This window comes from Cyanobium sp. ATX 6F1 (genome assembly GCF_024346315.1).
Classification (GTDB): domain Bacteria; phylum Cyanobacteriota; class Cyanobacteriia; order PCC-6307; family Cyanobiaceae; genus ATX-6F1.
On sequence record NZ_JAGQCS010000011.1, the window covers coordinates 25917 to 49692 of the forward strand.

At 67.6% G+C, this 23776-nt stretch carries 35 protein-coding genes; 24 read left to right on the top strand and 11 right to left on the bottom strand.

Annotated elements, in window-relative coordinates:
• Positions 1–209 precede the first annotated feature (209 nt).
• The 10 genes from KBZ13_RS13935 (at position 210) to KBZ13_RS13980 (ending at position 6553) form a co-directional block, all read left to right on the top strand.
• Complete coding sequence (locus KBZ13_RS13935; protein WP_255010191.1) at positions 210–3383, top strand: DUF3427 domain-containing protein; 3174 nt, start codon at positions 210–212, stop codon at positions 3381–3383.
• Between the two features lie 9 nt (positions 3384–3392).
• The gene (locus tag KBZ13_RS13940) at positions 3393–3623 is read left to right on the top strand and encodes a DUF433 domain-containing protein (protein WP_255010193.1); all 231 of its coding nucleotides are present in this window, start codon (positions 3393–3395) and stop codon (positions 3621–3623) included.
• Positions 3620–3898, top strand: coding sequence for a DUF5615 family PIN-like protein (locus tag KBZ13_RS13945; RefSeq protein WP_255010195.1), 279 nt, complete (start codon positions 3620–3622; stop codon positions 3896–3898). Before KBZ13_RS13940 ends, KBZ13_RS13945 begins: the two co-directional genes overlap by 4 nt.
• Positions 3899–3922: 24 nt before the next feature.
• A complete protein-coding gene (locus tag KBZ13_RS13950) occupies positions 3923–4606 on the top strand; it encodes a DUF3427 domain-containing protein (protein ID WP_255010197.1) in 684 nt (227 codons plus the stop codon).
• Positions 4607–4659: 53 nt separating this feature from the next.
• Positions 4660–4854, top strand: a complete 195-nt coding sequence (locus KBZ13_RS13955) for a DNA-binding protein (protein ID WP_255010199.1) — start codon at positions 4660–4662, stop codon at positions 4852–4854.
• A 165-nt stretch (positions 4855–5019) separates the two neighbouring features.
• Complete coding sequence (locus tag KBZ13_RS13960) at positions 5020–5199, top strand: hypothetical protein (RefSeq protein WP_255010201.1); 180 nt, start codon at positions 5020–5022, stop codon at positions 5197–5199.
• Between the two features lie 118 nt (positions 5200–5317).
• A complete protein-coding gene (locus tag KBZ13_RS13965; RefSeq protein ID WP_255010203.1) occupies positions 5318–5536 on the top strand; it encodes a type II toxin-antitoxin system HicB family antitoxin in 219 nt (72 codons plus the stop codon).
• The gene (locus KBZ13_RS13970) at positions 5529–5774 is read left to right on the top strand and encodes a type II toxin-antitoxin system HicA family toxin (RefSeq protein ID WP_255010205.1); all 246 of its coding nucleotides are present in this window, start codon (positions 5529–5531) and stop codon (positions 5772–5774) included. The genes KBZ13_RS13965 and KBZ13_RS13970 overlap by 8 nt, the downstream gene beginning before the upstream one ends.
• Before the next feature lie 224 nt (positions 5775–5998).
• The gene (locus tag KBZ13_RS13975) at positions 5999–6196 is read left to right on the top strand and encodes a hypothetical protein (RefSeq protein ID WP_255010206.1); all 198 of its coding nucleotides are present in this window, start codon (positions 5999–6001) and stop codon (positions 6194–6196) included.
• A gap of 30 nt (positions 6197–6226) precedes the next feature.
• Positions 6227–6553 carry a nucleotidyltransferase family protein gene (locus KBZ13_RS13980; protein WP_255010208.1) on the top strand — a complete coding sequence of 109 codons (327 nt, stop codon included), beginning with the start codon at positions 6227–6229 and terminating at the stop codon, positions 6551–6553.
• Between the two features lie 235 nt (positions 6554–6788).
• Here KBZ13_RS13980 and KBZ13_RS13985 read toward each other — a convergent pair whose 3' ends face one another.
• From KBZ13_RS13985 to KBZ13_RS14000, 4 genes are all read right to left on the bottom strand, one after another.
• Positions 6789–7163: a type II toxin-antitoxin system VapC family toxin gene (locus tag KBZ13_RS13985; protein ID WP_255010210.1), complete on the bottom strand. Its 375-nt coding sequence runs from the start codon at positions 7161–7163 to the stop codon at positions 6789–6791.
• Positions 7164–7194: 31 nt separating this feature from the next.
• Positions 7195–7455, bottom strand: coding sequence for an antitoxin (locus KBZ13_RS13990; protein WP_255010212.1), 261 nt, complete (start codon positions 7453–7455; stop codon positions 7195–7197).
• 278 nt (positions 7456–7733) lie between these two features.
• Complete coding sequence (locus KBZ13_RS13995) at positions 7734–8108, bottom strand: hypothetical protein (RefSeq protein ID WP_255010215.1); 375 nt, start codon at positions 8106–8108, stop codon at positions 7734–7736.
• A complete protein-coding gene (locus KBZ13_RS14000) occupies positions 8105–8563 on the bottom strand; it encodes a hypothetical protein (protein ID WP_255010216.1) in 459 nt (152 codons plus the stop codon). The genes KBZ13_RS13995 and KBZ13_RS14000 overlap by 4 nt, the downstream gene beginning before the upstream one ends.
• Positions 8564–8700: 137 nt before the next feature.
• Here KBZ13_RS14000 and KBZ13_RS14005 point away from each other — a divergent pair, with 137 nt between their 5' ends.
• From KBZ13_RS14005 to KBZ13_RS14015, 3 genes are all read left to right on the top strand, one after another.
• The gene (locus KBZ13_RS14005) at positions 8701–8931 is read left to right on the top strand and encodes an antitoxin MazE family protein (protein ID WP_255010218.1); all 231 of its coding nucleotides are present in this window, start codon (positions 8701–8703) and stop codon (positions 8929–8931) included.
• Positions 8928–9257, top strand: a complete 330-nt coding sequence (locus KBZ13_RS14010; protein ID WP_255010220.1) for a type II toxin-antitoxin system PemK/MazF family toxin — start codon at positions 8928–8930, stop codon at positions 9255–9257. The genes KBZ13_RS14005 and KBZ13_RS14010 overlap by 4 nt, the downstream gene beginning before the upstream one ends.
• A 225-nt stretch (positions 9258–9482) precedes the next feature.
• On the top strand, positions 9483–10334 hold the full coding sequence (locus KBZ13_RS14015) for a hypothetical protein (protein ID WP_255010222.1): 852 nt from the start codon (positions 9483–9485) through the stop codon (positions 10332–10334).
• Between the two features lie 38 nt (positions 10335–10372).
• Here KBZ13_RS14015 and KBZ13_RS14020 read toward each other — a convergent pair whose 3' ends face one another.
• Positions 10373–12118 carry a protein adenylyltransferase SelO gene (locus KBZ13_RS14020; RefSeq protein ID WP_255010313.1) on the bottom strand — a complete coding sequence of 582 codons (1746 nt, stop codon included), beginning with the start codon at positions 12116–12118 and terminating at the stop codon, positions 10373–10375.
• Positions 12119–12250: 132 nt separating this feature from the next.
• Between KBZ13_RS14020 and KBZ13_RS14025 the strand changes: the two genes are divergently transcribed.
• The 4 genes from KBZ13_RS14025 (at position 12251) to KBZ13_RS14040 (ending at position 14381) form a co-directional block, all read left to right on the top strand.
• Positions 12251–12523 carry a DUF3303 domain-containing protein gene (locus tag KBZ13_RS14025; protein WP_255010223.1) on the top strand — a complete coding sequence of 91 codons (273 nt, stop codon included), beginning with the start codon at positions 12251–12253 and terminating at the stop codon, positions 12521–12523.
• Between the two features lie 308 nt (positions 12524–12831).
• Positions 12832–13413 (top strand): hypothetical protein, encoded by a 582-nt coding sequence (locus tag KBZ13_RS14030; protein WP_255010235.1) that lies wholly within the window; start codon positions 12832–12834, stop codon positions 13411–13413.
• A gap of 26 nt (positions 13414–13439) precedes the next feature.
• Complete coding sequence (locus tag KBZ13_RS14035) at positions 13440–13631, top strand: hypothetical protein (RefSeq protein WP_255010237.1); 192 nt, start codon at positions 13440–13442, stop codon at positions 13629–13631.
• An 84-nt stretch (positions 13632–13715) separates the two neighbouring features.
• On the top strand, positions 13716–14381 hold the full coding sequence (locus KBZ13_RS14040) for an SDR family oxidoreductase (protein ID WP_255010316.1): 666 nt from the start codon (positions 13716–13718) through the stop codon (positions 14379–14381).
• A gap of 16 nt (positions 14382–14397) precedes the next feature.
• Here KBZ13_RS14040 and KBZ13_RS14045 read toward each other — a convergent pair whose 3' ends face one another.
• Positions 14398–15828 (bottom strand): NAD(P)/FAD-dependent oxidoreductase, encoded by a 1431-nt coding sequence (locus KBZ13_RS14045; RefSeq protein ID WP_255010238.1) that lies wholly within the window; start codon positions 15826–15828, stop codon positions 14398–14400.
• A gap of 132 nt (positions 15829–15960) precedes the next feature.
• Here KBZ13_RS14045 and KBZ13_RS14050 point away from each other — a divergent pair, with 132 nt between their 5' ends.
• The 5 genes from KBZ13_RS14050 (at position 15961) to KBZ13_RS14070 (ending at position 18270) form a co-directional block, all read left to right on the top strand.
• Positions 15961–16569, top strand: a complete 609-nt coding sequence (locus KBZ13_RS14050) for a PCC domain-containing protein (protein ID WP_255010240.1) — start codon at positions 15961–15963, stop codon at positions 16567–16569.
• On the top strand, positions 16566–17117 hold the full coding sequence (locus KBZ13_RS14055) for a hypothetical protein (RefSeq protein WP_255010242.1): 552 nt from the start codon (positions 16566–16568) through the stop codon (positions 17115–17117). Before KBZ13_RS14050 ends, KBZ13_RS14055 begins: the two co-directional genes overlap by 4 nt.
• Positions 17114–17353 (top strand): hypothetical protein, encoded by a 240-nt coding sequence (locus KBZ13_RS14060; protein WP_255010245.1) that lies wholly within the window; start codon positions 17114–17116, stop codon positions 17351–17353. Before KBZ13_RS14055 ends, KBZ13_RS14060 begins: the two co-directional genes overlap by 4 nt.
• Before the next feature lie 78 nt (positions 17354–17431).
• Positions 17432–17755 (top strand): hypothetical protein, encoded by a 324-nt coding sequence (locus KBZ13_RS14065; protein WP_255010247.1) that lies wholly within the window; start codon positions 17432–17434, stop codon positions 17753–17755.
• Between the two features lie 167 nt (positions 17756–17922).
• A complete protein-coding gene (locus tag KBZ13_RS14070) occupies positions 17923–18270 on the top strand; it encodes a PilZ domain-containing protein (RefSeq protein ID WP_255010250.1) in 348 nt (115 codons plus the stop codon).
• Here the strand turns inward: KBZ13_RS14070 and arfB are convergent.
• A complete protein-coding gene (gene arfB, locus KBZ13_RS14075) occupies positions 18267–18707 on the bottom strand; it encodes an alternative ribosome rescue aminoacyl-tRNA hydrolase ArfB (protein WP_255010252.1) in 441 nt (146 codons plus the stop codon). The two genes, KBZ13_RS14070 and arfB, sit on opposite strands and share 4 nt — an antisense overlap.
• 23 nt (positions 18708–18730) lie before the next feature.
• Positions 18731–19045, bottom strand: a complete 315-nt coding sequence (locus KBZ13_RS14080; RefSeq protein WP_255010253.1) for a hypothetical protein — start codon at positions 19043–19045, stop codon at positions 18731–18733.
• Positions 19046–19134: 89 nt separating this feature from the next.
• Between KBZ13_RS14080 and KBZ13_RS14085 the strand changes: the two genes are divergently transcribed.
• Positions 19135–19689: a PAP/fibrillin family protein gene (locus tag KBZ13_RS14085; protein ID WP_255010255.1), complete on the top strand. Its 555-nt coding sequence runs from the start codon at positions 19135–19137 to the stop codon at positions 19687–19689.
• Here KBZ13_RS14085 and KBZ13_RS14090 read toward each other — a convergent pair.
• Positions 19655–20026, bottom strand: a complete 372-nt coding sequence (locus KBZ13_RS14090) for a hypothetical protein (RefSeq protein WP_255010257.1) — start codon at positions 20024–20026, stop codon at positions 19655–19657. The two genes, KBZ13_RS14085 and KBZ13_RS14090, sit on opposite strands and share 35 nt — an antisense overlap.
• Positions 20027–20077: 51 nt before the next feature.
• Here KBZ13_RS14090 and KBZ13_RS14095 point away from each other — a divergent pair, with 51 nt between their 5' ends.
• The gene (locus KBZ13_RS14095; RefSeq protein WP_255010259.1) at positions 20078–20614 is read left to right on the top strand and encodes a gamma-glutamylcyclotransferase; all 537 of its coding nucleotides are present in this window, start codon (positions 20078–20080) and stop codon (positions 20612–20614) included.
• On the opposite strand, the gene KBZ13_RS14100 is transcribed toward KBZ13_RS14095, so the two are convergent.
• Positions 20601–21494, bottom strand: a complete 894-nt coding sequence (locus tag KBZ13_RS14100) for a DUF4115 domain-containing protein (RefSeq protein ID WP_255010260.1) — start codon at positions 21492–21494, stop codon at positions 20601–20603. The genes KBZ13_RS14095 and KBZ13_RS14100 overlap by 14 nt on opposite strands.
• A 92-nt stretch (positions 21495–21586) precedes the next feature.
• Positions 21587–23752, bottom strand: a complete 2166-nt coding sequence (locus tag KBZ13_RS14105; protein ID WP_255010262.1) for a glycosyltransferase — start codon at positions 23750–23752, stop codon at positions 21587–21589.
• Positions 23753–23776 lie beyond the last annotated feature (24 nt).

The window sequence follows — 23776 nt, forward strand, 5'->3', positions numbered from 1 at the left end:
AACAAGCCTTGCCGCGAAAACACCAAGCTTCAAGATGCCATCCATTGCAAGAGTTCCCCAAGGATCGGCAGCCGTTGATCGCCACGTTAGACGGATCCGATATCCAGGCAGTTCGTTGCGATACTTCTAAGCACTGAGGCGGCCTTCTGCGTTCGGCCCCACTCCAGCCCTTCATCCTCGATCATTTCTGCAGACAGGCTCAGGCTGAATTGAGCACCCCACCCCCCAACCCCGGCCTCTACGACCACCTCCTTACCGAGGTCCTGGAGCAGCAGTTGGCGGGCGTACCCCAGGAGTTGGTGGGCCTCGATCCCCTCGACCCCGAGGAAGCGCCCCACAAGCTCTCGCGCCACCTCGCCGCCTTGGTGCGCAGCGCCCTGGCCAGCCTTCCCGATGGACATCCCACAGCAGCCCAGCTGAAGCTGGTGAACCAGTTGGTGGCCTTGCTGATTGCCCAGGTGCCCCGGGCCGTTAGCCCCGGTGATGCCGTCCACCCCAGTAGCCAAAACCTCAGCAGCATCCTTGCCTCCCCGCTGCTTCCTGGCCAAGCCAAGCCGTTGCGTCCCCTGATCCCCCTGGCCGACAGCACCCTGCTGGTGAACGCCAGCGGCGAGCCATCGGTGGGGCAGGCGTTGATCCACGAAATCCCCTCCGCCCAGCGGATTGACCTGCTCTGCGCCTTCATCAAGTGGAGCGGCCTGCGTCTGCTGCAGGAGCCCTTGGCCGACCTGCTGCGCGCCGGCCGGCCGTTGAGGGTGCTCACCACCGTCTACATGGGTGCCACCGACCGCCGCGCCCTTGATTGGCTCGTGGCCCACGGCGCCGAGGTGCGTGTCAGCTACGACACCCGCCGTACCCGTCTGCATGCCAAGGCCTGGTTGTTTCACCGCGCCTCGGGCGCAGCCACCGCCTACATCGGCTCCTCCAACCTCTCCACCGCCGCCTTGCACGACGGCCTGGAGTGGAACGTGCGCCTCTCCGCCCAAGACAACGAGGGCATCCTCTCCAAGTTCCAGGCCACCTTTGAGAGCTACTGGGAGGAGGGCGAATTCGAGCCTTACCGGGCCAGCGAGATCGAGCAGCGTCGCTTTGATCGGGCCGCGGCGAACGAAACCACCAGCGACGCCACACCGCTCAGCTTCTTCGACATCCGCCCTCACGCCTACCAGCAGGAGATCCTCGAAAAGCTCGCCGCCGAGCGCAGCCTCCACAACCGCTGGCGCAACCTGGTGGTGGCCGCCACCGGCACCGGCAAAACCGTGATCGCCGCCCTCGATTACGCCCGCCTGGCGTCTGATTTCGGCAACCAGTGCACCGCCCTGGCCGGTCCGGGCTACCCCAGCCTGCTGTTCGTGGCTCACCGGAAGGAAATCCTGGAACAGAGCCTCGCCACCTTCCGCCAGGTGCTGCGCGATGGCTCCTTCGGTGAGCTGCTGGTGGATGGCCAGCGTCCCGGCCAGTGGCGCCATGTGTTCGCCTCGGTGCAGTCGCTCGCGGGGATCGATCCGGCGGGCCTGGCGCCGGGCAGCTTCAACGTGGTGATCGTCGATGAGTTCCACCACGCCGCCGCCTCCAGCTACGAGCGCTGGCTGGCCCACCTGGCGCCGTCCCTGCTGCTCGGCCTCACCGCCACCCCCGAACGCACAGACGGGCTCGACATCCTCCATTGGTTCGGTGGCCACACCGCCGCCGAGCTGCGCCTCTGGAGCGCCCTCGATCAGGGCCTGCTGGCGCCCTTCCACTACTTCGGCCTCCACGACGGCACCGACCTCTCGCAGATCGAATGGCGCCGCAACGGCTACGCCACAGAAGCTCTCACCAACCTCTACACCGCCGACGACGCCCGCCTGCGCCTGATCCTGCGCGAACTCGAAGGCAAGATCACCCACCTGTCCACGATGCGGGCCCTGGGCTTCTGCGTGAGCGTGGAGCACGCCGCCTGGATGGCCCGCAAGTTCGCCGCTGCCGGCCTGCGCGCCGCCTCCCTGGATGCCAACAGCCCTCGCGACGAGCGCGCCGAGCAGATCCGCCGCCTGCGGTCCGGTGAGCTGCAGATCCTCTTCGCCGTGGATCTGTTCAACGAAGGGCTCGACATCCCCGAGATCGACACGGTGCTGTTCCTGCGGCCCACCGAGAGCGCGATCGTGTTCCTGCAGCAGCTCGGCCGCGGTCTGCGCCTCTGCCCAGGCAAGAGCTGCCTCACTGTTCTGGATTTCATCGGCCAGGCCCACCGCAACTTCCGCCACGACATCCGCTACCGCGCCCTGCTCGGCGGCAGCCGCGACCAGCTGCGCCAGCAGATCGAAACCGGCTTCCCCTTCCTCCCCGCCGGCTGCAGCCTCCAGCTCGATCGCGTCTCCACGGAGCGGGTGCTTTCCAATCTGCGCGAGTCGCTGCCCAGCCGCCGGCCCCAGCTGCTCGCCGAATGCCGCCGCCTCGGGGCCTGTTCGCTGGCGGAGCTGCTCGACGGACTCGGCATGGAGCTGGGGGAGTTCTATCGGGTGGCGGGGTGTTGGGCGTTGCTGCAGCGGGAGCTGGGGTGGGCGGTGGCGGAGGCCTCCGGGGAGCCCACGGCGGATGAAGAGCGGTTGGGGCGGGGCATCGCCGGCGGTTTGCTGCACCTCGACGACCCCGAGCGCCTGCGTTGGCTGGTGGATCAGCTGCAGCGGCCGCTGGCACCCGATCCGGCGGGGTTGGACCTGTGTGCGGAGCGCCAGTGGCGGATGCTGCTGGCCCAGCTCTGGGGCAGTGGCCGCCAGCACCTGCCGCTGGCCGAGGCGTTGGTGCGGCTCTGGGCCGCCGCCGCCATCCGCGCCGAGCTGGTGGAGCTGTTCGCGCTGCTGCTGGAGCGCACCGACCACCTGGTGGCACCGCTCGCCTGGCCGTTTCAGGGTGAAGGCGAACCAGCCCCGCCAGTGCCCCTGAAGCTCCACGGCCGTTACTCCCGCGCCGAGGTATTCGCGGCGTTCGGGTTATTGAACGAAGCCCGCCCCTTCCCCGGCCGCGAGGGTGTGTTCTTTGATGAGGCCTCCCGATGCGACGTGTTCTTCATCACCCTGAAGAAGAGTGAGCGGTTGTTCTCCCCCACCACCCGCTACAACGACTACGCCATCTCACCGCGCGAGTTCCACTGGGAGAGCCAGAGCCTCACCCGCGAAGCCTCAGCCACCGGCCAGCGCTACATCCACCACCGCGCCCGCGGCAGCCGCGTGCTGTTGTTGGTGCGGGAGGAGAACCGGCGTGGCGGCGTCACGCTGCCGTTTCTGTGCCTGGGCTTTGCCGATTATGTGAGCAACGAAGGCGAGCGGCCGATGGCGATTCGCTGGCGGCTGCACAGGGCGATTCCGGGGGCCTTCTATCCGGAGCTGGCGGTGGCGGTTTAGCGTTGGTTCATGGATCACGAAGAGCGGATCACTATCAATTCGGCGGTTCGTTTTGGCAAGCCCTGCGTCCGCGGTACCCGTCTCACGGTGGGAGATGTTCTTGGCGCGTTGGCGAGCGGCATGACGGAAGCTGAGCTTCTGGGGGATTTTCCGCAGCTCAACCACGAGGATGTGCTGGCCTGCCTGGCCTATGCCGCCGACCGTGAACGGCGCCTGGTCATCCGTTCCGCAGCGGCGTGAACCTGCGGCTGCTTGGACTTGGTGGGGCGGATGATCTGGTGATCTGGGACCATGCCCGCCGCGAGGATGTCCTGCTGGTGACCAAGGACGAGGATTTCCTTCGACTCAGTGTGAGCCGAGGATTTCCCCCCAAGGTGATCTGCCTGGGCATCGGGAATGCCGGCAATGCCGCCACCGCCGATCTGCTTCTGAACAATCTCGAGGCCATCGAAGCCTTCAAGGCCCATCCAGAGGCCGGCTTTCTTCTTCTCAGCCCCGAAGCTCAGTCTCCGTAAGGATGTGCGTAGCGCCAGTGGCGGATGCTGCTGGCCCAGCTCTGGGGCAGTGGCCGAAATCACCTGCCCTTGCCCGAAGCCCTCGCGCGGCTCTGGGTCGCCGCATCCATTCGCGCCGAGCTGGTGGAGCTGTTCGCGCTCCTGCTGGAGCGCACAAACCACCTGGTGACGCCGCTCGCCTGGCCGTTTCAGGCCGAAGGCGATCCAGCCCCGCCGGTGCCCTTGAAGCTCCACGGCCGCTACTCCCGCGCCGAAGTGTTCGCGGCGTTCGGCTTATTGAACGAGGCCCGCCCCTTCCCCGGCCGCGTAGCCGAAGGCTTCTGCGCAGCAGTTGGTGTGTTCTTCGATGAGGCCACGCGCTGCGACGTGTTCTTCATCACCCTGAAGAAGAGCGAGCGTTTGTTCTCTCCCACCACCCGCACCAACGACTACGCCATCTCACCGCGTGAGTTCCACTGGGAGAGCCAGAGCCTCACCCGCGAAGCCTCAGCCACCGGCCAGCGCAATATCCACCATCGCGAGCGCAGCAGCCGCGTGCTGTTGCTGGTGCGGGAGGAGAACCGGCGCGGCGGCGTCACGCTGCCGTTCCTGTGCCTCGGCTTTGCCGACTACGTGAGCCACGAAGGCGAACGCCCGATGGCGATTCGCTGGCGGCTGCAGCGGCCGATTCCGGGTGCGTTTTATCCGGAGCTGGCGGTGGCGGTGTGAGGGGGCCGCCCAGCTTTCGGCCTCTCCTATCCTTGGGGTTCTGGAGGACTTCCATGGCTCTCGCCATTGAGCTCAACGATGAACAGTCCCGGGCTCTGGCCGAGGTGGCCGGGCTGCTCAACGTGCCCCAGGAGGTCCTGGCCTCGGCCGCCGTCCGCGATCTGCTTAGCCGACCCTCCGCAGACTTCGAAGCAGCCGCATCGAACGTGCTGGCAAAGAATGAGGAGCTGTACCGTCGTCTGGCGTGATCCGCTATCTCCGCCTCGTTGAGGTACTGGAGCTGCACCGCCGATTGATCGCCACGTCCGGCGGTTCACCCGGATTGCGGGATCTTTTCAGGTGTTGATCTCTATCCAACTCTCATCGAAAAGTCTGCCGTTCTTGGCTTTTCCCTGATCAAGAATCATCCCTTTGTGGATGGCAACAAGCGTGTTGGCCATGCAGCCATGGAAGTGATGTTGATGCTTAACCGCTATCAGTTGACCGCTTCCAACGAATCCACCGAAGCCGTTGTTCTTGCTGTGGCCTCCGGAACGCTTGATCGGCAGGAATTTACCGAGTGGGTTAGGGAGCAGATCAAGCCCTTGGGATGAGGTTGGCGGCCGATAGGGCCACCGGCGACTGCAGCGGCCGATTCCGGGGGCCTTCGATCCGGAGCTGGCGGTGGCGGTTTGAGGGGGCCAGACTGTAGGCCTACCCAGCCCGGCGACCATGACGACCGCCACCCCCCAGCGCCTCACGGCAATCCTGCACCGGGAAGACGAGGTCAACGTGGCGGAATGCCCCGAGGTCGACACCGCGAGCCAGGGTGACTCGATCGAGGAAGCCCTGGCCAACCTGCGCGAGGCGACCGAGCTCTACTTGGAGGAATGCCCGCAACCTGCGCTGGCGCCCCGACTGCTGACCACCTTTGAGGTCAACGTTGCCTAAGTTGCCTCGGCTGCCGGCATCAGCCGCCATCGCCGCATTGCAGCGCCTCGGTTGTGAGATCGTGCGCCAGAAAGGCCGCCATGTGGTGCTGCGAAGACAATCCCTCAACCCGGAAAATGGCGATGCCAGCGTCACATGCGTGGAGCCTCCCCATCGGCGTGACCTGGCGGTGGGGACCTTGGGAAGCGTGCTTCGCCAGGCAGGTATCGACCCGGCAACGTTCATCGATGTCCTCTGACGCTTTTCATCGCGGAGCCTGAACCTACGCTTGGACGGCAGCTACAGCCGCGCTTCCTGCAGCGCATCACCCTGCGAACAAGCGAAGCCCTCTTCTCCCCCACCACCCGCACCAACGACGTCGCCATCTCGCCGCGTGAGTTCCACGGGGAGAGCCAGAGCCTCACCCGCGAAGCCTCAGCCACCGGCCAGCGCACCATCCACCACCGCGAGCGCGGCAGCCTGGTGCTGTTGTTGGTGCGGGTAGCCTCAGGCTTCTGCGCAGCAGTTGAGAACCGACGCGGCGGCGTCACGCTGCCGTTTCTGTGCCTGGGTTTTGCCGACTACGTGAGCCATGAAGGTGAGCGGCCGATGGCGATTCGCTGGCGGCTGCAGCGGCCGATTCCGGGGGCGTTCTACCCGAAGCTGGCGGTGGCGGTTTGAGGGAACCCAAGGCTCCATTAACCTGACTCCATGGACACGGCTGCCCCACTGCTGACCTTGCTGGTCGACCGGCTGGAGCCGCTCAGGCACCTGTGCAACCGCTACGGCGTGGATCGGCTTGAAGTGTTCGGCTCGGCGGCGAAGGGCCTGTTTGACCCTGCCAGCAGTGATCTGGACTTCATCGTGCAGATGACGGACCAACGAGAACCAGGCTATGCCCGGCGCTTCTGTTCCTTCGCCGATGACTTGGAAGCCCTTTTCGGCCGTCCGGTGGATCTCCTGACGGAATCCATGATCCACAATCCCTATTTCCGCAAAGACGTGGACGCGTCACGGCGGCTTCTCCTGGAACTCTGAACATGCGAAGGGAGGCGCTGAGAAGGGATCCCCCATGCTTTAGCCAGCGACTTGAACGCATCCAACGCCTGGGAGTCTGTTGCGCACAGATTGCGAGCAGCCTCTCCACAGACGTTCCTGAATCTGCCCAGAACCATGTGACTGCAGTGGTTCTAGGCGAAAGAATGAGGCATGCACAAGCCCAAGTCCGTCCGTCCGTCCCTGGCAGCCGGAGCAGACCATCCTGTTGCCGCCATCACCAGCTCTCCAATGTGAGTTCGTCCACCTGGGCGAAGGCCTGATCGGCGCTCACCAGGCTGCAGCCTTCGCTGAGAGCATGGCTGGCGATCAGCAGGTCCATCAAACCCAGGGGCTTGCCTCGTTGCTCCAGCTGGGCCCGAAGCCTGCCATAGGTGCGAGCGCATCCTTCGCTCCAGGGCAGGATCTCCAGAGCCTCCAGCGCCCCCTCGATCAGCTGGCGCTTGTTGGCAGGCAGCACGCGCCGCTCCAGCCCGTAGCGGATCTCCGCCGCCACGATCACCGAAAGGCAGCACTGCTGCTCCGCCAACCAGCCATCGAGGCGAGGCGAGCGCCCATCCAGAAGGGCGCGCACAGCGTTCGTATCGAGCATCCGCCTAGTCATTTCGGCCCTTGCGACATCGTCACGGCCAGTTGCCCTCCGGCGCTGCGGCTGGATCGCGTAGGTGATCAAAAAAGCTGTCCAGTTCTGCGCGTTCGCCTGGCTCGGCCAGCAGGGCATCACGCTGCTCCAGCCAGACGCGGGCGGAGGGCCGCAGCGGCGTGAGCACCACCGCGCCGGATTCGGGATCCCGGTGCACCTCCACCTCCGATCCCTCGAAGCGGAATTCGGCAGGCAGGCGCACCGCCTGGCTGCGCCCATTCCGAAACAGCTTGGCGCGCATTTCACTGAAGTGATAGATACCAAGTCTAGACCACTTGGCCGCCATCAGGCTGCCCCCTGGCGGCGGAGCAGCACCTCGCCATGGTCAAGCGCCTCGCGCACGACCGGAGCACCATTTCACGCATCCTGGCCAGGTGGCGTTCCTCGAAGGGCATCACCACCAGGACGTCGGCATCCAAATCCCAGCGCCTCGCGGGTCACCAGAGGTGTCGGGGTGGAAGTCATGGGCCCCTTCATCGCGAAGCTACCCAGCCAACAACGCCCACGACCAGCAGCGCCTCAGGCCAGGAACTGCCTCACCAAGCCAATCAGCTCCTTCTTGCTGAACGACTCCAAGGGCGGCGGCGGCGGCTCCACCTGCCTCTGCTCAAGAACCCTGGCCAGCTCGGGCTTCTTCAACTTGGTGTAGCCCTTGATCCCGTGGGTCTTGCACAGCTGCTTGAGGGCCGCCACCGACAACTTGAGAAAGCTCCCCTTGCCCAGCAGAGCCTTGCGGTGTTGGGAGGCGGCATCGGGTGGATCCTGCAGATGGCTGAGGGCTTCTCCCGAGCGCTGGAGATGCTCCCCCACACGCCGATAGACCCGGGCATCGGTGCCGGCGAGTTCCCGGTGGCTCTGCTCCAGCAGATCGGCGATCGATGGGCCCGCGCTCATGGCTGCTCGTTGATCTGGGCGGGTCCGTTGCCGGGGTCGGCCGCTTCGCCGGCGAGTGCCACAGCGCGCGCCTTCACCTGACGCCAGCGGCGGGCCTGGGCGATCAGCTGCCGGAACATCTCCACGAGCCAGAAGCCGCTCTGGCGCTCACTTTCATCAATCAGGCCCACCATCGCATCGCCGGTGTCCTCCAGTTCGCGGATCACGGCGCCGAGCTTGGCGTTCATGGCATGGAGCCGCGTCTTGGTGTGCGCTTCATCGGCCAGGTCGGCCGCCAGTTCCCCCAGTTCCCGTTGCAGCTCGGCGATCACCACACCGCGACGGTCGCTCTGGGCCTTGAGCACCCCCCGGGAGCGGTTGGCCGACACCAGCGCCGCACGGCATTCGCTGTAGGTGGCCTCGAGAGCCTCCGGCTCTGGTGAGCTGGGGAACTCGCTGGCGGAGCGCAGGGCCATGCCGCGTAGAAGAACTGGAGGCAGGATGACAGCCTTGGATCTGGGCTGACGGTTTGCCTGAAAGCATGGAACGCGGGAGCGCCCCAGCCAAGCCCAGCTCCGCTAAATTACATGTAACTTCCTGGGGGACGATGGCGATGGACGAAGCAAAGCGTGCTCTCACCCGAGAAAAAGTCCGCGCCCACCGGGAGCGGCTACGGCGCCAGGGTCTGCGGCCGATCCAGATCTGGGTGCCGGATGTGCGCACTCCCGAGTTCGCCGCCGAGGCCCGGCGGCAATGCCTGCTCGTCAACGCAAGCGCTCAGGAGGCAGACGACCAGGCCTTCGTGGATGCCATTTCTATCTGGCCGGATCATTGCCCTGAATGAAACGGAGTGAAATCTGGACCGTCGCCGGAGGTGGCGCCTACACCTCAAAGCCGCGCCCTGCCGTGATCGTGCAAGACGATGCCTTCGCGGAGCGGGACTCAATCACCCTCTGCCCACTCACCACTGATCCCGCCGACGCCCCCGTGTTTCGGATTCCTGTGGAGCCAAGCAGCCGCAATGGCCTCTCCAGCCGTAGCTGGCTGATGGCGGACAAGCTCAGCACCGTTCCCCGTGAACGCCTCGGCAGCCGGATCGGCCAGCTCGAGGACGACCTGCTGCTGCGCCTGAACCGCTCGATCCTGGTGTTCCTCGGTTTGGCGCGCTGAGCCTTTTGTTCATCACCCTGAAGAAGTCCGAGCGGTTGTTTTCCCCCACCAACCGCTCCGTGGACCTGCGGCACCAGCGTCTGCACCGAAGCCTCACGTCGCCCTGCGCCCTCAGACAAGACCGCTCGATCGGTCTCCAGCGCAGCTCAAGGCTCGCTGGGCCGGCGATCTGGATGGCACGAGTACCGTCTCAACGGGAACGAGAACGGGCTCGAGGTTCACCGGATGGTTGGGGACGTGTGTGCTGCCGACGGAGCGCGGCTCGAGCCTGTGGTCGGTGTGGCGGATGTCTGGCGCTGCCCGACCTGTGGACACCGAACGGACGAAGCCGGCGACGGACGGCTCGGTGACGGGTTCGACGTCAACCACCGGCAGTGGGGCCTGCGCGGGGATGTGCATGCCTGGCAGGCCATGCGTGAGCTCGTCAGGGCGACACCCACGCCGAACGATCGCGGTGCGGTCCGTGCGGCCTACGTCGATGCCCTGCGTCGCGTGGCCGACGTCGACATCGATCAGACCGATGAGCGGGTCGTGCACCGGCCCCACCTCGACCATGGGGGGATGTCCGGCGGATCGCTCGACGTCGAGTGGTGGCGGTCCAAGGGCATTCCACTGCTCGTCGAGCGGGCGCTGCAGCGGCGTCCCCCGTTGCGATCGCCGTCCACGCGACGCCCCGGCGGCCATGGGATCGACATCGTCGTGTGGACGATCCTGCTGGCGATTCCGGCAGCGTTGGTCGGTGGCGGAGGGTTCCTGCTGCATCAGCGCTTGGCCGGCACGCGCGTCGAGGCCAAGGTGCTTGCGTGCAACACATCGGGAGCGATCATCCGTGGAGCGTCCACGTATCGCACTGAGTGCATCGCCCGGTGGGAGATCGGCGGTCGGCTCGTGATCGGTGGGTTCACGGGGGGTAACGGGGAGGCCGACGTGGGCAGCACCATCGACGCAACGGTGCGCGGCGACACCGCCTACAGCCGGTCGCTTGGTCTCCCCGTCATGCTGATCGCCATGGGACTGCCGTTCCTCGCGCTTCCCGTGCTCGCGATCCGCACGAGAGTGCGGAGCCGGATCAGCTGACCAGCTGCGTTCTGGGGATGGTTCAGGGGTTGATCGGCTCAGGACGAACAGCTGTAGTGGGACACGCCTCCGGCGTTGAAGAATTCCCTGGGCTTCAGGCGGTCGTACCTCGCCGCCAGCTCCGCGGATGGCTCGTCGTAGGGATAGCTGAACACCTCCTGCAGCTCCTGGACCAGGTTGAAATCACCTTGCGCCGCCTGTTCATAAGCCGGTGCAATGAGCCATTCGCGCCAGGTGATCGCGGGGTTCACCTGTTTCATCGCTGAGGATGTCTCGCCGAGGTCGCCGTTACGCGTGATCTGATCACGCCAGCGTTGCAGCCATTGCGTCCATTGGGCATCGAGCTGCTCTGAACTGGGCAGGTAGAAGCTCTCTTTCAAGGTGGAGAGTTGATCTGGAATCTCAGACAGCCGGCGGAAGAAGATCGTGTAGTCCGCCTTGGAGAGCACCATCAGCTCCAGCAGCTCGTTCACCAGCGCGGCGTCGTAGCGAATCAGGCCGAGCTTGCTGGCCCACATCGCCTCGATCTCCTGGCGCATCACTTCGGCGAAGCCGTCGCGGATCTGATCCAGCTTTGCCACTGCCTCGGTGTTGCCCTCGAGCAGTGGCCGGAGGGCAGCCGAGAACATCTGGTAATTGGCTTCGGCCGCCACCGGTTGGTTGAAGAAGCAGAAGTGCTCGCCGCCGCCGGTCCAGGGCTGAAAGCGGGGATCGAACAGTTCGCAGAAGCCGAAGGGTCCGTAGTCGAGGGTGTAGCCACCGGCGGCGCAGTTGTCGCTGTTGAAATTGCCCTGGCAGTAGCCAACCCGCATCCAGTTCGCCACCAGTGCGATGAGCCGCCCGCGAAACAATTCCGCCAGCTCAACCACCTGATCGCTGAAATCCAGACTCGGATCAATCTCCGGCCGGTAGTTCCGCTCGATCAGGTGCTGAACGATCATCCGCAGCTCGTTCAGCGCATCCGGATGGGCCTCGCTGCGGGCGCGACGGGCGAACAGCTCCAGCTGGCCCACCCGCAGAAACGATGGTGCCACTCGTGTGGTGATCGCCGCAGGGTTGTCCACCAGGATGTCGGGATCGAACGAGCGGGAGTTCGGGGAGTACCAGGGCCGGCGCACGGTTTCAGACCCAGACACCACCAGGGTCAGGGATCGTGAAGTGGGCACCCCCAGGGCGTGCATGAACTCCTGGGCCAGAAACTCGCGCACGCTGGAGCGGAGCACGGCGCGTCCATCGGCCCCGCGGCAGTAGGGGGTCGGGCCACCGCCTTTCAGTTGCATCTCCCAACGCCTGCCGTTGAAGACACCTTCAAACACGGAAATGGCCCGGCCATCGCCGTAGCCGTTGCCGGTTCCAAACGGGCACTGCTGGATGTACTCCGTGCCGTAGATCGAGAGGGCATACCCGGTGGCCCAACCCAACGGTCGCATCGGCTCCCGCGCCACCGTGATGTCGCCGGAAAACAGACGGCGGAACTGGTCGTCCTGTGCCAGCGCATCGCTCAGGCCCAGCTCGCCAAAGAGGGTTCTGCTGTGCGCCACAACCTCCGGCGCTGGAAGTGGGGTTGGTGTCACCGGCACGTAATGACCGGAGAACACCTGGCGGGGCTGGTGGTCGCGGCCATCACCCGTCGCCTGGGGATCCGCCTGCAGGGAATCCAGCAGCGAATAGTCGGCCCGTTGGGCAAACTCCGCGAACGTTGTTGTCAGAACTGCTGCCGGCACTGTTGTCGTCACGGGTCTCTCGGGTGTTGGGCGGCCTGGCCCTGACGTTGAGGTCATCATCCTGGCGAACCTGTCGTCCTCGGTGTCCTGCCGGTGGGGAGGAGCGGCAAAGGGCGATCCGCTGGCGCCTGCAGCGATCACTCTGCGTCAGGCCGTACAAGATGAATCGAGAACCCTCCTTGCAAAAGAACCATGAAATTCATGATCACCTGGACGATCTCGCCCTCCCACTACAGGGCCACCGTGGAGCGTTTCCTGAGCACCGCGGCCCCCGATGTCGACGGGCTCACAACCGTGGGCCGCTGGCACATGCCCGGATCCTCCCGCGGCTGGCATGTGGTCGAGGGGTCTGCCGAGGCCGTGGCCACCCTCGAGGCGTTCTGGGGCGATCTGCTGGAGATCCAGGTCTTCCCGGTGCTCGAAGACGCCGAAGCGGCTCGCAGCCTGGCGTCCCAGGCGAGCTGATCGCTGAATCACCCTGACGCCGTTCCACCAGGCCGGTGGCGGCGAGCGGGGGAATGGTGGGACGCACGGTTCCTCGGGCACCAAGTGGTGTCCGAGAGCGCCATGGAGACCAGAACCTTCCGGGCAGCCGATGGAGATCGCTGTTGACGCCGGCGATGGAGACGCCCCAGCCCTGCGTCAACGTTCTGGAGTGATCCTTGTCGCCACAGAGCCGGCAGCCGCTCGGTGACCCAAGGCGCCCGTGTCCTGGCAATGTTTCTGCAGATCAAGTTCCCGGAAGTCCCGCTTGGAGTCCTGCCTTGAAAGCCATGCCCACCATCCATGGCTTGATGCCATGGGCCGCCCTGCTGTTGATGGCTGGGCCGATCACCGCCCGGGCGGCAGGCGCCCCCCCGGCTTCCCCTGTGGCGCTGAAGTTTGCCGATCAGACCTACCTTCATCGCTGGTCATCGAACCACCAGCACGAGTTCACACCTGTTGGCCAGGAAGACCTGAGTCGCTGGACGGACATGGTCACCATCAACACCTACCCAGGGGTGAGCGATGGTGAAGGGCTGGCTGATGTGGCCAACCGTGTACTGGGCAACTACACGCGCAACAAGGCCATGGTGCTGCGCACCGATTCGATTCCCCGCACCCCCGCCAGGCCCGCTGAACACTTGATCGTGGTCGTCTTCCCCGCTCGCGACACCATCGAGGCCGTCTTCGCCCGGTTGAGGATGGCCGACGGCCGCGGCACCGCGGTGATCTACAGCCACCGCCTCTATGGAGGCAAGGCGGGGGAGGCCATGGCGGCCTGGCTGAAGGCCCATGGAACCACCTTGGAACGTCGTTTGATGGCCCTCCAGGAGGTTCCCTCCCACCGCATCCTCGAGCCCGCCAGCCGTTGAACAGGAACCAACCCGGTGCCTGGCGGGTGGAAATCGGCAAGAGCAGCGAATGGGATGCCCACCACCCATGGGCGGCCGGGCGGCGGAAGCAAATTCTCGAGCGCATCGCAGCAGAGGTGGTGCGTCAGAAGGCGCCCAGCTGCAGCGCCTTGATCGGCGAGCCGCCGGGTTTCATCACGATCAGGCAGCGCCCCGTGCAGCGTGCATGGCTTCGATGAACGCCCGGCCCAGATGTGCTGCCCAGAGGCCACCGGCCGGGTTGGGATGAGAAGGTGCGGGGGTCCGTCCCGATCTTCACGGCCATGGCCACCTACCTGATCACCGGCGCCAACCGGGGCATCGGCACCGAGTACTGCCGCCAGCTCAAGGCCCGGGGCGACACCGTGATCGCGGTCTGCCGCAGCTCCTCGCCGGAGCTGGACGCCCTCGGGGTGCGGACCCTCACGGGAGTGGACATCACCTCCGCTGACGCCATCGCCGGCCTGGTGGAACGGCTCGATGGCCTGCCGATCGACGGCCTGATCCACAACGCCGGCCTCCTGGAGCGCACAAGCCTGGGGGATCTCGATGTCGAGAGCCTGCGGCGCCAGTTCGAGGTCAATGCCCTCGGCCCCATGCGGCTCACCCATGCCCTGCTGGGCCATCTCCATGTGGGCTCCAAGCTGATCCTGATGACCAGCCGCATGGGCTCGATCGCCGACAACAGCTCCGGAGGCTCCTATGGCTACCGGATGTCGAAGGTGGCGCTGTGCATGGCTGGCAAATCGTTGGCGATCGATCTCCAACCGCGTGGCATCGCCGTGGCCCTCCTCCACCCCGGGCTGGTGCGCACGCGCATGACCGGCTTCAGCGCCCAGGGCATCTCTGTGGAGCAGGCGGTGCAGGGCCTGCTGGAGCGCATCGATGCCCTCAGCCTGGAGACCTCCGGCACCTTCTGGCATGCCAACGGCGAGGTGTTGCCCTGGTAGAGCCTGCCCGCCCCCCTCAGCCCCCCAGCACCGCCGCCTCGGGCTCGCTCTTCCCACTGGACCTGGCCCGCTCCAGGCCCACATCCACCCCCAGGTGCTGGTCAGGCCGGCCGGTGATCAGCAGGGCCCGGCGCTGGCGGGTGGCGATCTGCCACAGCCAGCGGCTGAGCAGGGTGATGCGGTTTTCGGTGTCGGGGATGAAGGCCAGGTGGGCCACCCCCCAGAGCAGCCAGCCGGCCAGGCCGGTGAGCCGCAGCCCGCGCAGATCGGCCACCGCATAGAGCGGCCCGATCACCGCCATCGTGCCGAGGTCGTTCCAGCAGAACGCGGCACTGTCGCGTCCGGCCAGTCCGTTGAGCAGATCCCTGGCGACCCAGGCGCCCATCTGCACCGCGGGGCCCGCCATCCCCGGCAGGGGCGCCCCGTCGCTGGTGTGGCGGTAACAGCAGAGATCCCCCAGCACCCGCACCTCCGGGTGGCCGGGAATCGAGAAATCCGGTTCCACCAGCACCCGCCCGCCCCGGTCGGTGGCGCAACCACTGCGCTCCGCCAGCAACTTGCCCAGCCGCGAGGCGCGCACACCGGCGGTCCAGCAGATGGTGGCGGCCTGCAACAGCTCGGCGGTCGGCTCGCTGGCGCTGCCCTGGTTCGAGCCGGAGGGTTTGAGCCGCACGGTGCCGGGCTCGATCGCCTCCACCATCGTGTTCAGCCGCACCTCGACGCCGTTGGCACGCAGGTAACCAGCCGCGGAGGCCGAAAGGCTGGGATGCATCGCCGGCAGCACCCGGTCCACCGCATCCACCAGCACCACCTGGCACTCCTGCTCCTGGAGTTGCTTGAAATCGCGGCGGATGGCGGAGCGCATCAGCTCCACCAGGGATCCGGCCAGTTCGCAACCCGCCGGGCCGGCCCCCACCACCACCACCGAGAGCAGGAAACGGCGCCGCTCCGGTTCGGTGCACTGCTCGGCCTCCTCCATGGCCATCAGCAGGCGCCGGCGGATCTCCTGGGCGTGCTCGAGGATCTTCATCGGCGGCGCCAGGGGGCGCCATTCCTCATGGCCGAAGTAGGCCGTGCCGGAGCCGCTGGCCAGCACCAAGTGGTCGTAGCCGTAGCGCTGGTCGTTGAACACCACCTCCCGCCGCTCCAGGTCAAGGTCCACCACCTCCCCGAGCAGCACCTGCACGTTGCGGGCCTGGCCGACCATCTGGCGCAGGGGCGAGGCCACGTCGGCGGCGGACACCAGACCCGAGGCCACCTGGTAGAGCAGCGGCTGGAACAGGTTGAAGTTGCGCTTGTCGATCAGGGTGACGCGCACAGGTTGACCGGCCAGGGCCTGGCAGACGCGCAGCCCGGCGAAACCGCCGCCCACCACCACCACGTGGGGGGCACCTGCCAGCTCAGGGGTGGGGGACTCGAGTTCGAGAAAGAAACGTTCCGCTGCCATCCGCTCCGGCTCGGAAACAGTGCCTCAAACCGTAATCAGGTGAACCGTTTTCGGGGACGCCGATGGGGTTCTCCGCACAGGAGCGTCCCCTCACCCCCATAACCTGGGCCCGAGTCCATGCCCGTTTCAGCGATGCGATCCGTGCCGCTCCAGCTCGCACCCGGCACGGATGTGCGCCGTGCGCTCGAACAGCTGGCCCTGCAGGAAAAGGCCAGCGGCTTCGTGCTCGGCGTGGTGGGCAACCTCTCCCAGGCCGCCTTCCAGTGCCCGGGTGCCCAGCAGCCGACGCTGATCCTGGGCGAGCTGGAGATCATCACCCTCCAGGGCACGCTCGCGCCCAGCGGAGTGCATCTGCACCTGAGCGTCTCCGATCCGCAGTGCCAGGTGTGGGGCGGCCACATCGAACCGGGCACGTTGGTGCTCAAGGGAGCCGACCTGCTCGTGGGCCTGCTCGATGGTCCGCTGCCCACAAGCGCGGCGGCGGCGGCAGTGGAGGCGGCGGTGGCGAACGCCGCACCCCTAGGTGGGCCGCGCGTGGAGATCGCCGTGCTCTCGGGGTGCCCCTACAGCGCACGGGCCCTGCGCATGCTGCGCACCCTGGGCATTCCCTTCCAGGTGATCGACCCGGTCGCCCCCGGCCCCCTGCCCCAGGTGTTCATCGACGGGAAACTGATCGGCGGCTACGACGCCTTCGCCGAGCTCCAGGGCCAGGGCGCGCTGGAGGGGCTGCGCCAGGGATGAGCCTCCTGCGGCTCTCCACCGGCGAGGGCTGCGGCCTGGTGATCGGCGCCTACCCGCCGTTCCGTTATGACGCCCGAGGCGGTGGCGGCCTGGGAGAGCTGGGGCCAGCGAATCAGGCGGGGCTGCAGGCGCTGGAGTTCGACCCCACGGCCCTGCCAATCCCGCCGCTCACCTGGCGCACCACGCGCTTCCTCGGTCTGCCCCTGCCGCCAGGGCTCTCGATCGCCATCGAAGCGGAGCAGCTGGCCGGCAGCCTTGATTCCGCCACGGGCACCCTGGCCCTGCACTTCAAGGCCCGCTTCCACTTCGCCATCGGCTCCGTCTACCGCGCCCCGGCCCTGCAGGTCGACACCCAGCTCAGCTCCGGGGCCGTGAGCAGCCGCCGGCACCAGCGCAGCGGATCCCCCCTGGCGGCCGATGGCTCCGCTGTGCTCGTTGGTGTGGCGATGATTCCCCCCAGCGGCGAGGCCTGGCTCGATCGCTTCCTGGGTCTACCCGATGAGGCCCTGGCCGTGCTGCGCTGCCGCCTCACCCCCGCCGCCCGATGACCCCCACCTTCCAACGGATCGCCCTGCTGCTGGCCTGGGCCCTGATCTGGGGCACCGGCGGCTCCCTGATCGACGCCGGGCTGATCCAGGCCGGGGTCTATTCGCTCGAAACCGGCCAGCTGGGCACCGCCACCACCTTCGCCCTCTGGACCCTGGCCTGGGGCCCCCTGGGGCTCTGGCTCTACCGGCGGCTCAACCGCCCCGAGGATCCGCCGGAGGAGCCGCCCCAGGGGTGACACCAGCCAATCCCCTGCCCGACCCGTGGCGCGAACAGTACAGACGTACTAGCCTGCTGGCAGCATTCCCCGTTCCCCATGGCGCCCGCGCTTCTCGATGGCGGCCCCCTCGGCGCCGTGTCCCTCAAGCCCGGCCAGATCGACCCCGCGGTCGAGCCCCTGCGCAAGGCCCGGCCCCAACGCTTCCGTGATGCCCGCCCCGGCCACCTGGCGGTGGTGGCCATGGCCGGCCGCCCCTGGTTCATCGGCCGCGTCAGCGATCTCGACCGCGGCCATCGGGCCGCCCAGTCCTTCGCCCGGGTGATCGACATCGACACCGGCGAAATCCAGCGCATCCCCGCCCCCTGGATCGTGGAATTGCTGGGCGACGCGGCCCAAGCGGGGCCGTCTATGGGGCAGTGATGCCTTCGCCAGGTGGCTTGGGTGCAGCGCTGGAAGGGGTTGAGCCGCCGAAGGATTCGCTCCGGACAGGGCTACTCAGTCCCGCTGACATGCCTTACCTTCAGGCCAAGGAATGACCGTTCCGCCGAAAGGCTGAATCAATCCTTTCCTGTGCTGCAGATCACCCCTTGGCCGAAGCATCGGAAACCCCGGACTATCCCCTTCGCCAGAAGCGGCAGCGCCTGCCGTCCTCCATGGCGCGGGTGGATGCCACCTTCTTCAGCCCCAATGGGAAAAGCATCCACGGTCGGCTCTGGGACATCAGCCCCACCGGCGCCGGCCTCCAGTTCAACCACGACGTGACGATCGCCGAAAACACCATCGGCCGGCTTGTGCTTGAGCACAGCTACAGCAAAGCTGAACTGGAGCTGGAGGTGGAGGTGTGCTGGGTCGCGCACGGCCCCTCGTCGTCGCTGATGGGCACCGTGTTCTCCAGGACGCTCAAGCTGGGAACGTTCCTGGACCAATACCTTTAATCCCCCTCCTCAGGCCGCCTGGCCCGGCCCCGGTTGCCCTTGATCCGGGCCCTGAGCCGCTTAGCCATGAGCCGCCGCTCCACCGAGCCCTTCGAGGGTCGGGTGGGTCGGCGCGGCGGCGGCGGCGGGCTGATCGCCCAGCGCAACAGCTCCTGCAGGCGCCGCAGGGCGACCTGCCTGTTGAGCCATTGGGAGCGCTCCTCGCTGGCCGTGATCACCACCGTGCCCTCCACCAGCCGGCCCGCCAGGCGCTGCAGCGCCCGCTGCTGGAGCGCCCGTGGCAGGGCCTCCGAGGCTTCCAGGGCAAACACCAGTTCCACCCGCGAATCCGTGGTGTTCACCCCCTGCCCCCCCGGTCCCGAGGAGCGCGAGAAGCGCCAGGCCAGCTCCCGGGCGGGAATCGTCAGCGTTTCGCTCAGTTTCAGATCGCCCGCCATTCCTCCCCCACGGTCTCAACCGCTCAAGGCTGAGCGGAGTGTTCACGCTTGTTCAACCGCTTCACCGCCAGTGCCGCCTCCGTGGCCGTCACCGCGGCCACCAGCAGCAGGCCCCCGAGGCCGATCAGTTGGTTCTGCTGCTTGGCCATGGCTTCCGCCCCCTGAGCCAACAGCGCTCCAAGCACGAACCAGGCACTGGTGACGGCCGAGGTGATCCAGTAGGCCTTCCAGCGGCGTTGGTAGATGTATCCGGTGCCCAGGCCCGGCACCACGTTCAACAGCGCCGCCACCCAGCCTGATGAGGCGGCCAGGATGGTGTCTTGGCTGGGTGTCGTCACAGGATCGCTGCGAATGCCCTGAACTCTGGCGACACCCGGCCGCCACTGTTGCCATCACGGTTGCCATGAAGGTTGCGAGGATGGTGACCATGCCCCCTGATCCAAGCCTCCGCAGTCAGCTGCTCATCGCCCTGCAACGCCCCGAGCGGGCCCCGAGCGGGTCCATCCGCACCCTGATCGAAGCCCTGGAGCGGGAGCAACCGGCCGACCTTGATCAGCAGCTCGATCAGCTGGCGGGGGTCTGGGAGTTGCGTTGGAGCAGCGGGCCCAGGCCCGAACGGCTCCTGGGACCCTGGGCCCAGAGCCTGCAGCTGCTCGACCCCGCCCAGGGCCGCGCCTTGAATGTGTTGAGGCTGAGCGGGCTGGATGGCCTGGGGCAGATCACGGCGTCGGCCGCGATCGAGCGGATTGGCCCGCGGCGACTGAGTGTGCGCTTCGAGCAGGTCGGCTGGAGCGGTCCGCGCCTCGGAGGCCGGCGGCTGGATCTGCTGCGAAGCGTGCGCCAGAGCTTTCCCGCCTGGCTCGATGTCACCGTGCTGGATCAGGAGCTGCGCATCTGCCGAGGCAACGCCGGCAGCCTGTTTGCCCTCACCCGTCTGCCGCTGGAGCTCAGCGCATTCCCATGGCCGAGCGGATCTGGTTGAGGCAGAGCTGACCACTGGAGCAGGTGTTGATCAGACGGCCGTTCACCTGGGCCAGCGGAGTGCCCAGGGGTGGTGCGGCCGCCTCGGCGGGGGCGGCGCTCCCCCCTCCGCTGGCCGAACTGCCTGAGAAACCAGCGGGAGCGAAGGACGACGGCTGGCTGCCGTTGACGGCCGCGCGGGCTGCGCTGAGGGCGCCGGCGTATTGGGGCATGGCCGTGTTGTTGAGCGCTCCCTGGGCCGCCCCGGCGGCGGTGACATCGAGCAGGGTCTGGGCCTGGAGGGGCGCACCCCAGCCCAGGAGCACCAACAGCAACAGCGGCAGCGGGCGGTGGGTCACAGGGCGGGTGTGGGGCGCAACAGTGAGCTTCAACCTAGCGGCGCTCTCCGCATGGATCCGGTCTTCGTCTACGGCACCCTCAAACGCGGCCAGGTCAACCACCACTGGCTGCGGGGTGCCGCCTTTCTGGGGCGCCGGCGCCTGGGCGGTGCCTGTCTCTACGACCTGGGGCCCTACCCCATGGCCGTCCCCGGAGACGGCCTGATCCATGGCGAGCTGTTCGCGGTCGATGGCCCGGGCCTGCTGCGGCTCGATGGGCTTGAGGATGTGCCCCTGCTCTATCAGCGCCACCGACGGCCCCTCGCTGACGGCACCCTCGCCTGGACCTACCTCGGCCAGGCGCCCCAGGTGGCCGGCCGAGCGCTGGTGCCCTTCGCGGACTGGGGCAGCACACCGGTGTTCCTGAGCGAGCCGATCGCCCACCAGGATCCCCCCCTGACGGTGTTGGCGGCGGATAGGCGCACGGGAGTGGTGCAGCATCTTACGCCGGCTGAGCTGCGGCGCTGGGAGCGCCAGGGGCTGCAGAGCCTGCAGGTGAGCGGCCCAGGTGGTGAGAACTTCCTGGCGCTGGCTCCTACGGCGCCTTGATCGGCAACGAGATCACCTGCTCGATCCGCCCCAGCAACCGAGGGGGCGCCCCCGCAACCTGCACCGTCACCAGATCCGGGCGGCCGGCCAACACCTTGAGACCCGCTCCGAGGGGAAGACGGCGCTCCCCCTTGAACAGCCCCCAATAGAGCTGGTTGCCCCTGGCGTCCTGCACATCCAGCCAACTCACCCCGCTGGCCTTGAACACCACCTGGGGGGATGGCTCGCTGCTGGCGGGGGCATCACTGGCCGGGCCATCGCTGGCAGGAACTGTGCTGGCAGGGGACTCGGCGTCCTGCAGGGGCGAGGCCGTCTGGGGCCTCAGTCGCTGCAGGCCAACCACCACCGCTGCCGCCAGCAGCGCCACCCCCAGCGAAAGTCCCAGCAGGCCTGCGCCCCGGCGCAGACGCCCAACGGAAAACCCCTGGGGCAGCCATTGGGGCAGCACCCAGTGGCGCACGGTGATCGCCTGCTCGCCCCCCAGTCCCTCCGACGCCACCGATGGCTCAGCTGCCCGGGCTGGCGCGGCTGGCGAACTCTGAGCCGCCGGAGGTCCGGGCGGGCGCGGCGGCAACTCAACCTTGGCGGGGGCGGTCCCGCCGGCGGCGGGCAGGGCCGGGCGACCGCCTGGGGGTTCGCCGCTGCCCAGGACGTGGCGCACCTGGTCCAGCAACAGTTGGTTTTCCTCCGCGATCAGCCGCTGTTGATCCAGCAGCGGTTCCAGGCGTTGTTCGAACTTGCGCTCGAACATCTGCGGCAGTTCCCCCAGCAGACCCTCCAGGTCCGCCAGTTGGGCGCGTGCCTCATCGAGTTCCCGCTGCAACGCCTCGATCTCCTGCGGGTCATCCGAGGGCTGGTCATTGGATCGGTCCTCGGACAAAGGTTGCTCCCCTCCTGCTGCGCGTTGGAATCTGCTGACCAGGAAGCTGGCCTGCGGCTCGGCCCGAACCCGGCTCGAAACCGTGCGGAAAGTCAGATTAACGGGCCCGCGCCGCCCTGCCCTGACGCCGACACCTGAGCGGTTCGGTGGTTCTGAGGCAACAGGCTGCGGTGGAACCAGCCGCCTCCCCCCAGGGGTGACACCAGCCGCAGGACCGCCGCCAGCAGTGCCCGGGGCTCGAACGGCGCCTGGCGGGTGGGCCAGAGGCCACAGCGGCGGTAGAGCTCCCGTTGCAGGGCTTGGCGGGTTTCGCCCTCCAGGCCGTGCCAACGCCCCCCCAGCCGCACGCCGCCGCGCCCCGCCGGATCCAGCCGCTCCACCCGCAAGGCCAACCGCGTCGCCTCAGGAAGGAGACCCACCAGTTCAAGAATCGCCCCTAGCCCTGGGGGCGCCGCGCCGGAGTCAAGCCGCAGCTCGACCCCCTCCTCCCCGATCGCCCGCAGCCGGGCCGCCCAGGTGCTGGCCCCATCGCCCAGGCTCACGACCTGGTCGCGGGCGAACCAGGGGGCCGCGCTCTGGGGCAGGCGGTCCCAGCAGGTGCGCAGGGCCAGCAGCAGCAGCAGCACACTCAAACCCGACCACACCAGCCCCAGGGCCTGGCCGGCGGGGGTCAGGGCGGCAACGGCAACCTCACGCGCCGGATCAGCCCCGATCACCAGGTGCACCAGGTTGAGCAGCTGCGCCGCCAGCAACGCCAGCAGTGGAACCAGCAACCAGGGCTCGGGGCCAGGTCGTCGGCCTGGACTGAGCGCCTTGGGGGTGACATGGAACCGTTGCGGGTGGCCGAAGCCGGTGGCGAGCACGGCCGCGGTGATCGGCACCAGGAAGATCCAGCGGTAGAGCTCCGGCATGAGGGCGGAGCGGGAGCCGCGGCTGAACCAACCCAGCAGCAGCAGCTGGCCCAGGTAAAACGGCAGGGCGATCCCCAGCAAGCCGCCGGCGCTCAGCCGGATCGGCACCACCCCCAGCAGCCCCAGGCTCAGGGGCATCAGCAGCAGCAGCAACTGGGGGATCACGTTGAACCAGTGCTGGATGCCCTCCAGGTAGGCGAGGCGCTGCAGCGGGCTGAGCCCGGGGATCGTGAGCGGGTTGGCTCCGGTGCGCAGGGTCTGCAGGGTGCCGCTGGCCCAGCGGCTGCGCTGGCGTGCCATGGCCGCCGCCGTCAGCGGGGCCAGGCCGGCGCTGAGCTTCTCGTCGAGGTAGAGGTTGCGGTAGCCGGCGGCGGTGATCCGGATGCCGGTGGCCAGATCCTCCGAGGCGGTGCCGGTTTCGAAGCGTCCCACCACCTCCAGGGCCGAACGGCGCACCACGAAGGAGGTGCCGGCGCAGACCACCGCCCCCACGGCCGCCCGGGTTGGCTCGATCCAGCGGTAGAAGCTCTCCTCATCGGGCATCAGCCAGCGCTCCAGGCGCAGGTTGCGCATCACCGGATCGGCCGTCATGTACGACTGGGGGGTCTGCACGAAGCCCACGGCCGGGTCGGCGAACAGCCCCACCGTGCGCCGCAGGAAGGGCTCCAGCGGCACCACATCGGCATCGAACACCACCACCAGCTCGCCGTCGGCGTGCCCCAGGGCGTGGTTGAGGTTGCCCGCCTTGGCGTGGATCCTGTCGGTGCGGCTCAGGTAACGGCAACCCAGACGCGCGCACAGTTGCTGCAGCTCCGGCCGGCCGCTGTCATCCAGCAGCCACACCCGGTGGTGGGGGTAGTCGATCGCCAGGCAACCGCGCAGGCAACGCTCGATCAGCTCCGGCGGCTCGCCGTAGCTCGGAACCAGCACATCCACGCTCGGCCAGGCGGGCTCCCCAGGCCCCGCCGGCGGCGGAGCGTTCGGCTCGGCCAGCGGCCGATGGGGAAACCAGGTGAGGCCCAGCTGCAGGAAGCCATTGGTCAGCAGCACCAGCTCCGCCACCAGCATCAGCAGGCTCAGCCCAGCGGCCTCCGGTGTGGCCAGGTTGAGGGTGGAGCTGAGCCGCCAGAGCAGATAGCGCAGCCCCAGCAGGGCCAGCACCACCACCGCCGATCGCCGCGCCGCCAGGGGCTGGCTGGCCTCAGCGCGCCAGGAGAGCCCCAGGGCCCAGACCAGCACCGCCAGCAGCACCCAGGCTTCGGCGCCACGGGGGGCCAGGGCGGCCACCAGCAGGGGCAGAGCCCCCCAGAGCAGATAGGGCAGGGAGGTGATGGGAGATCGCTCCATTGGAGACTGATTCCTACCGGCGAC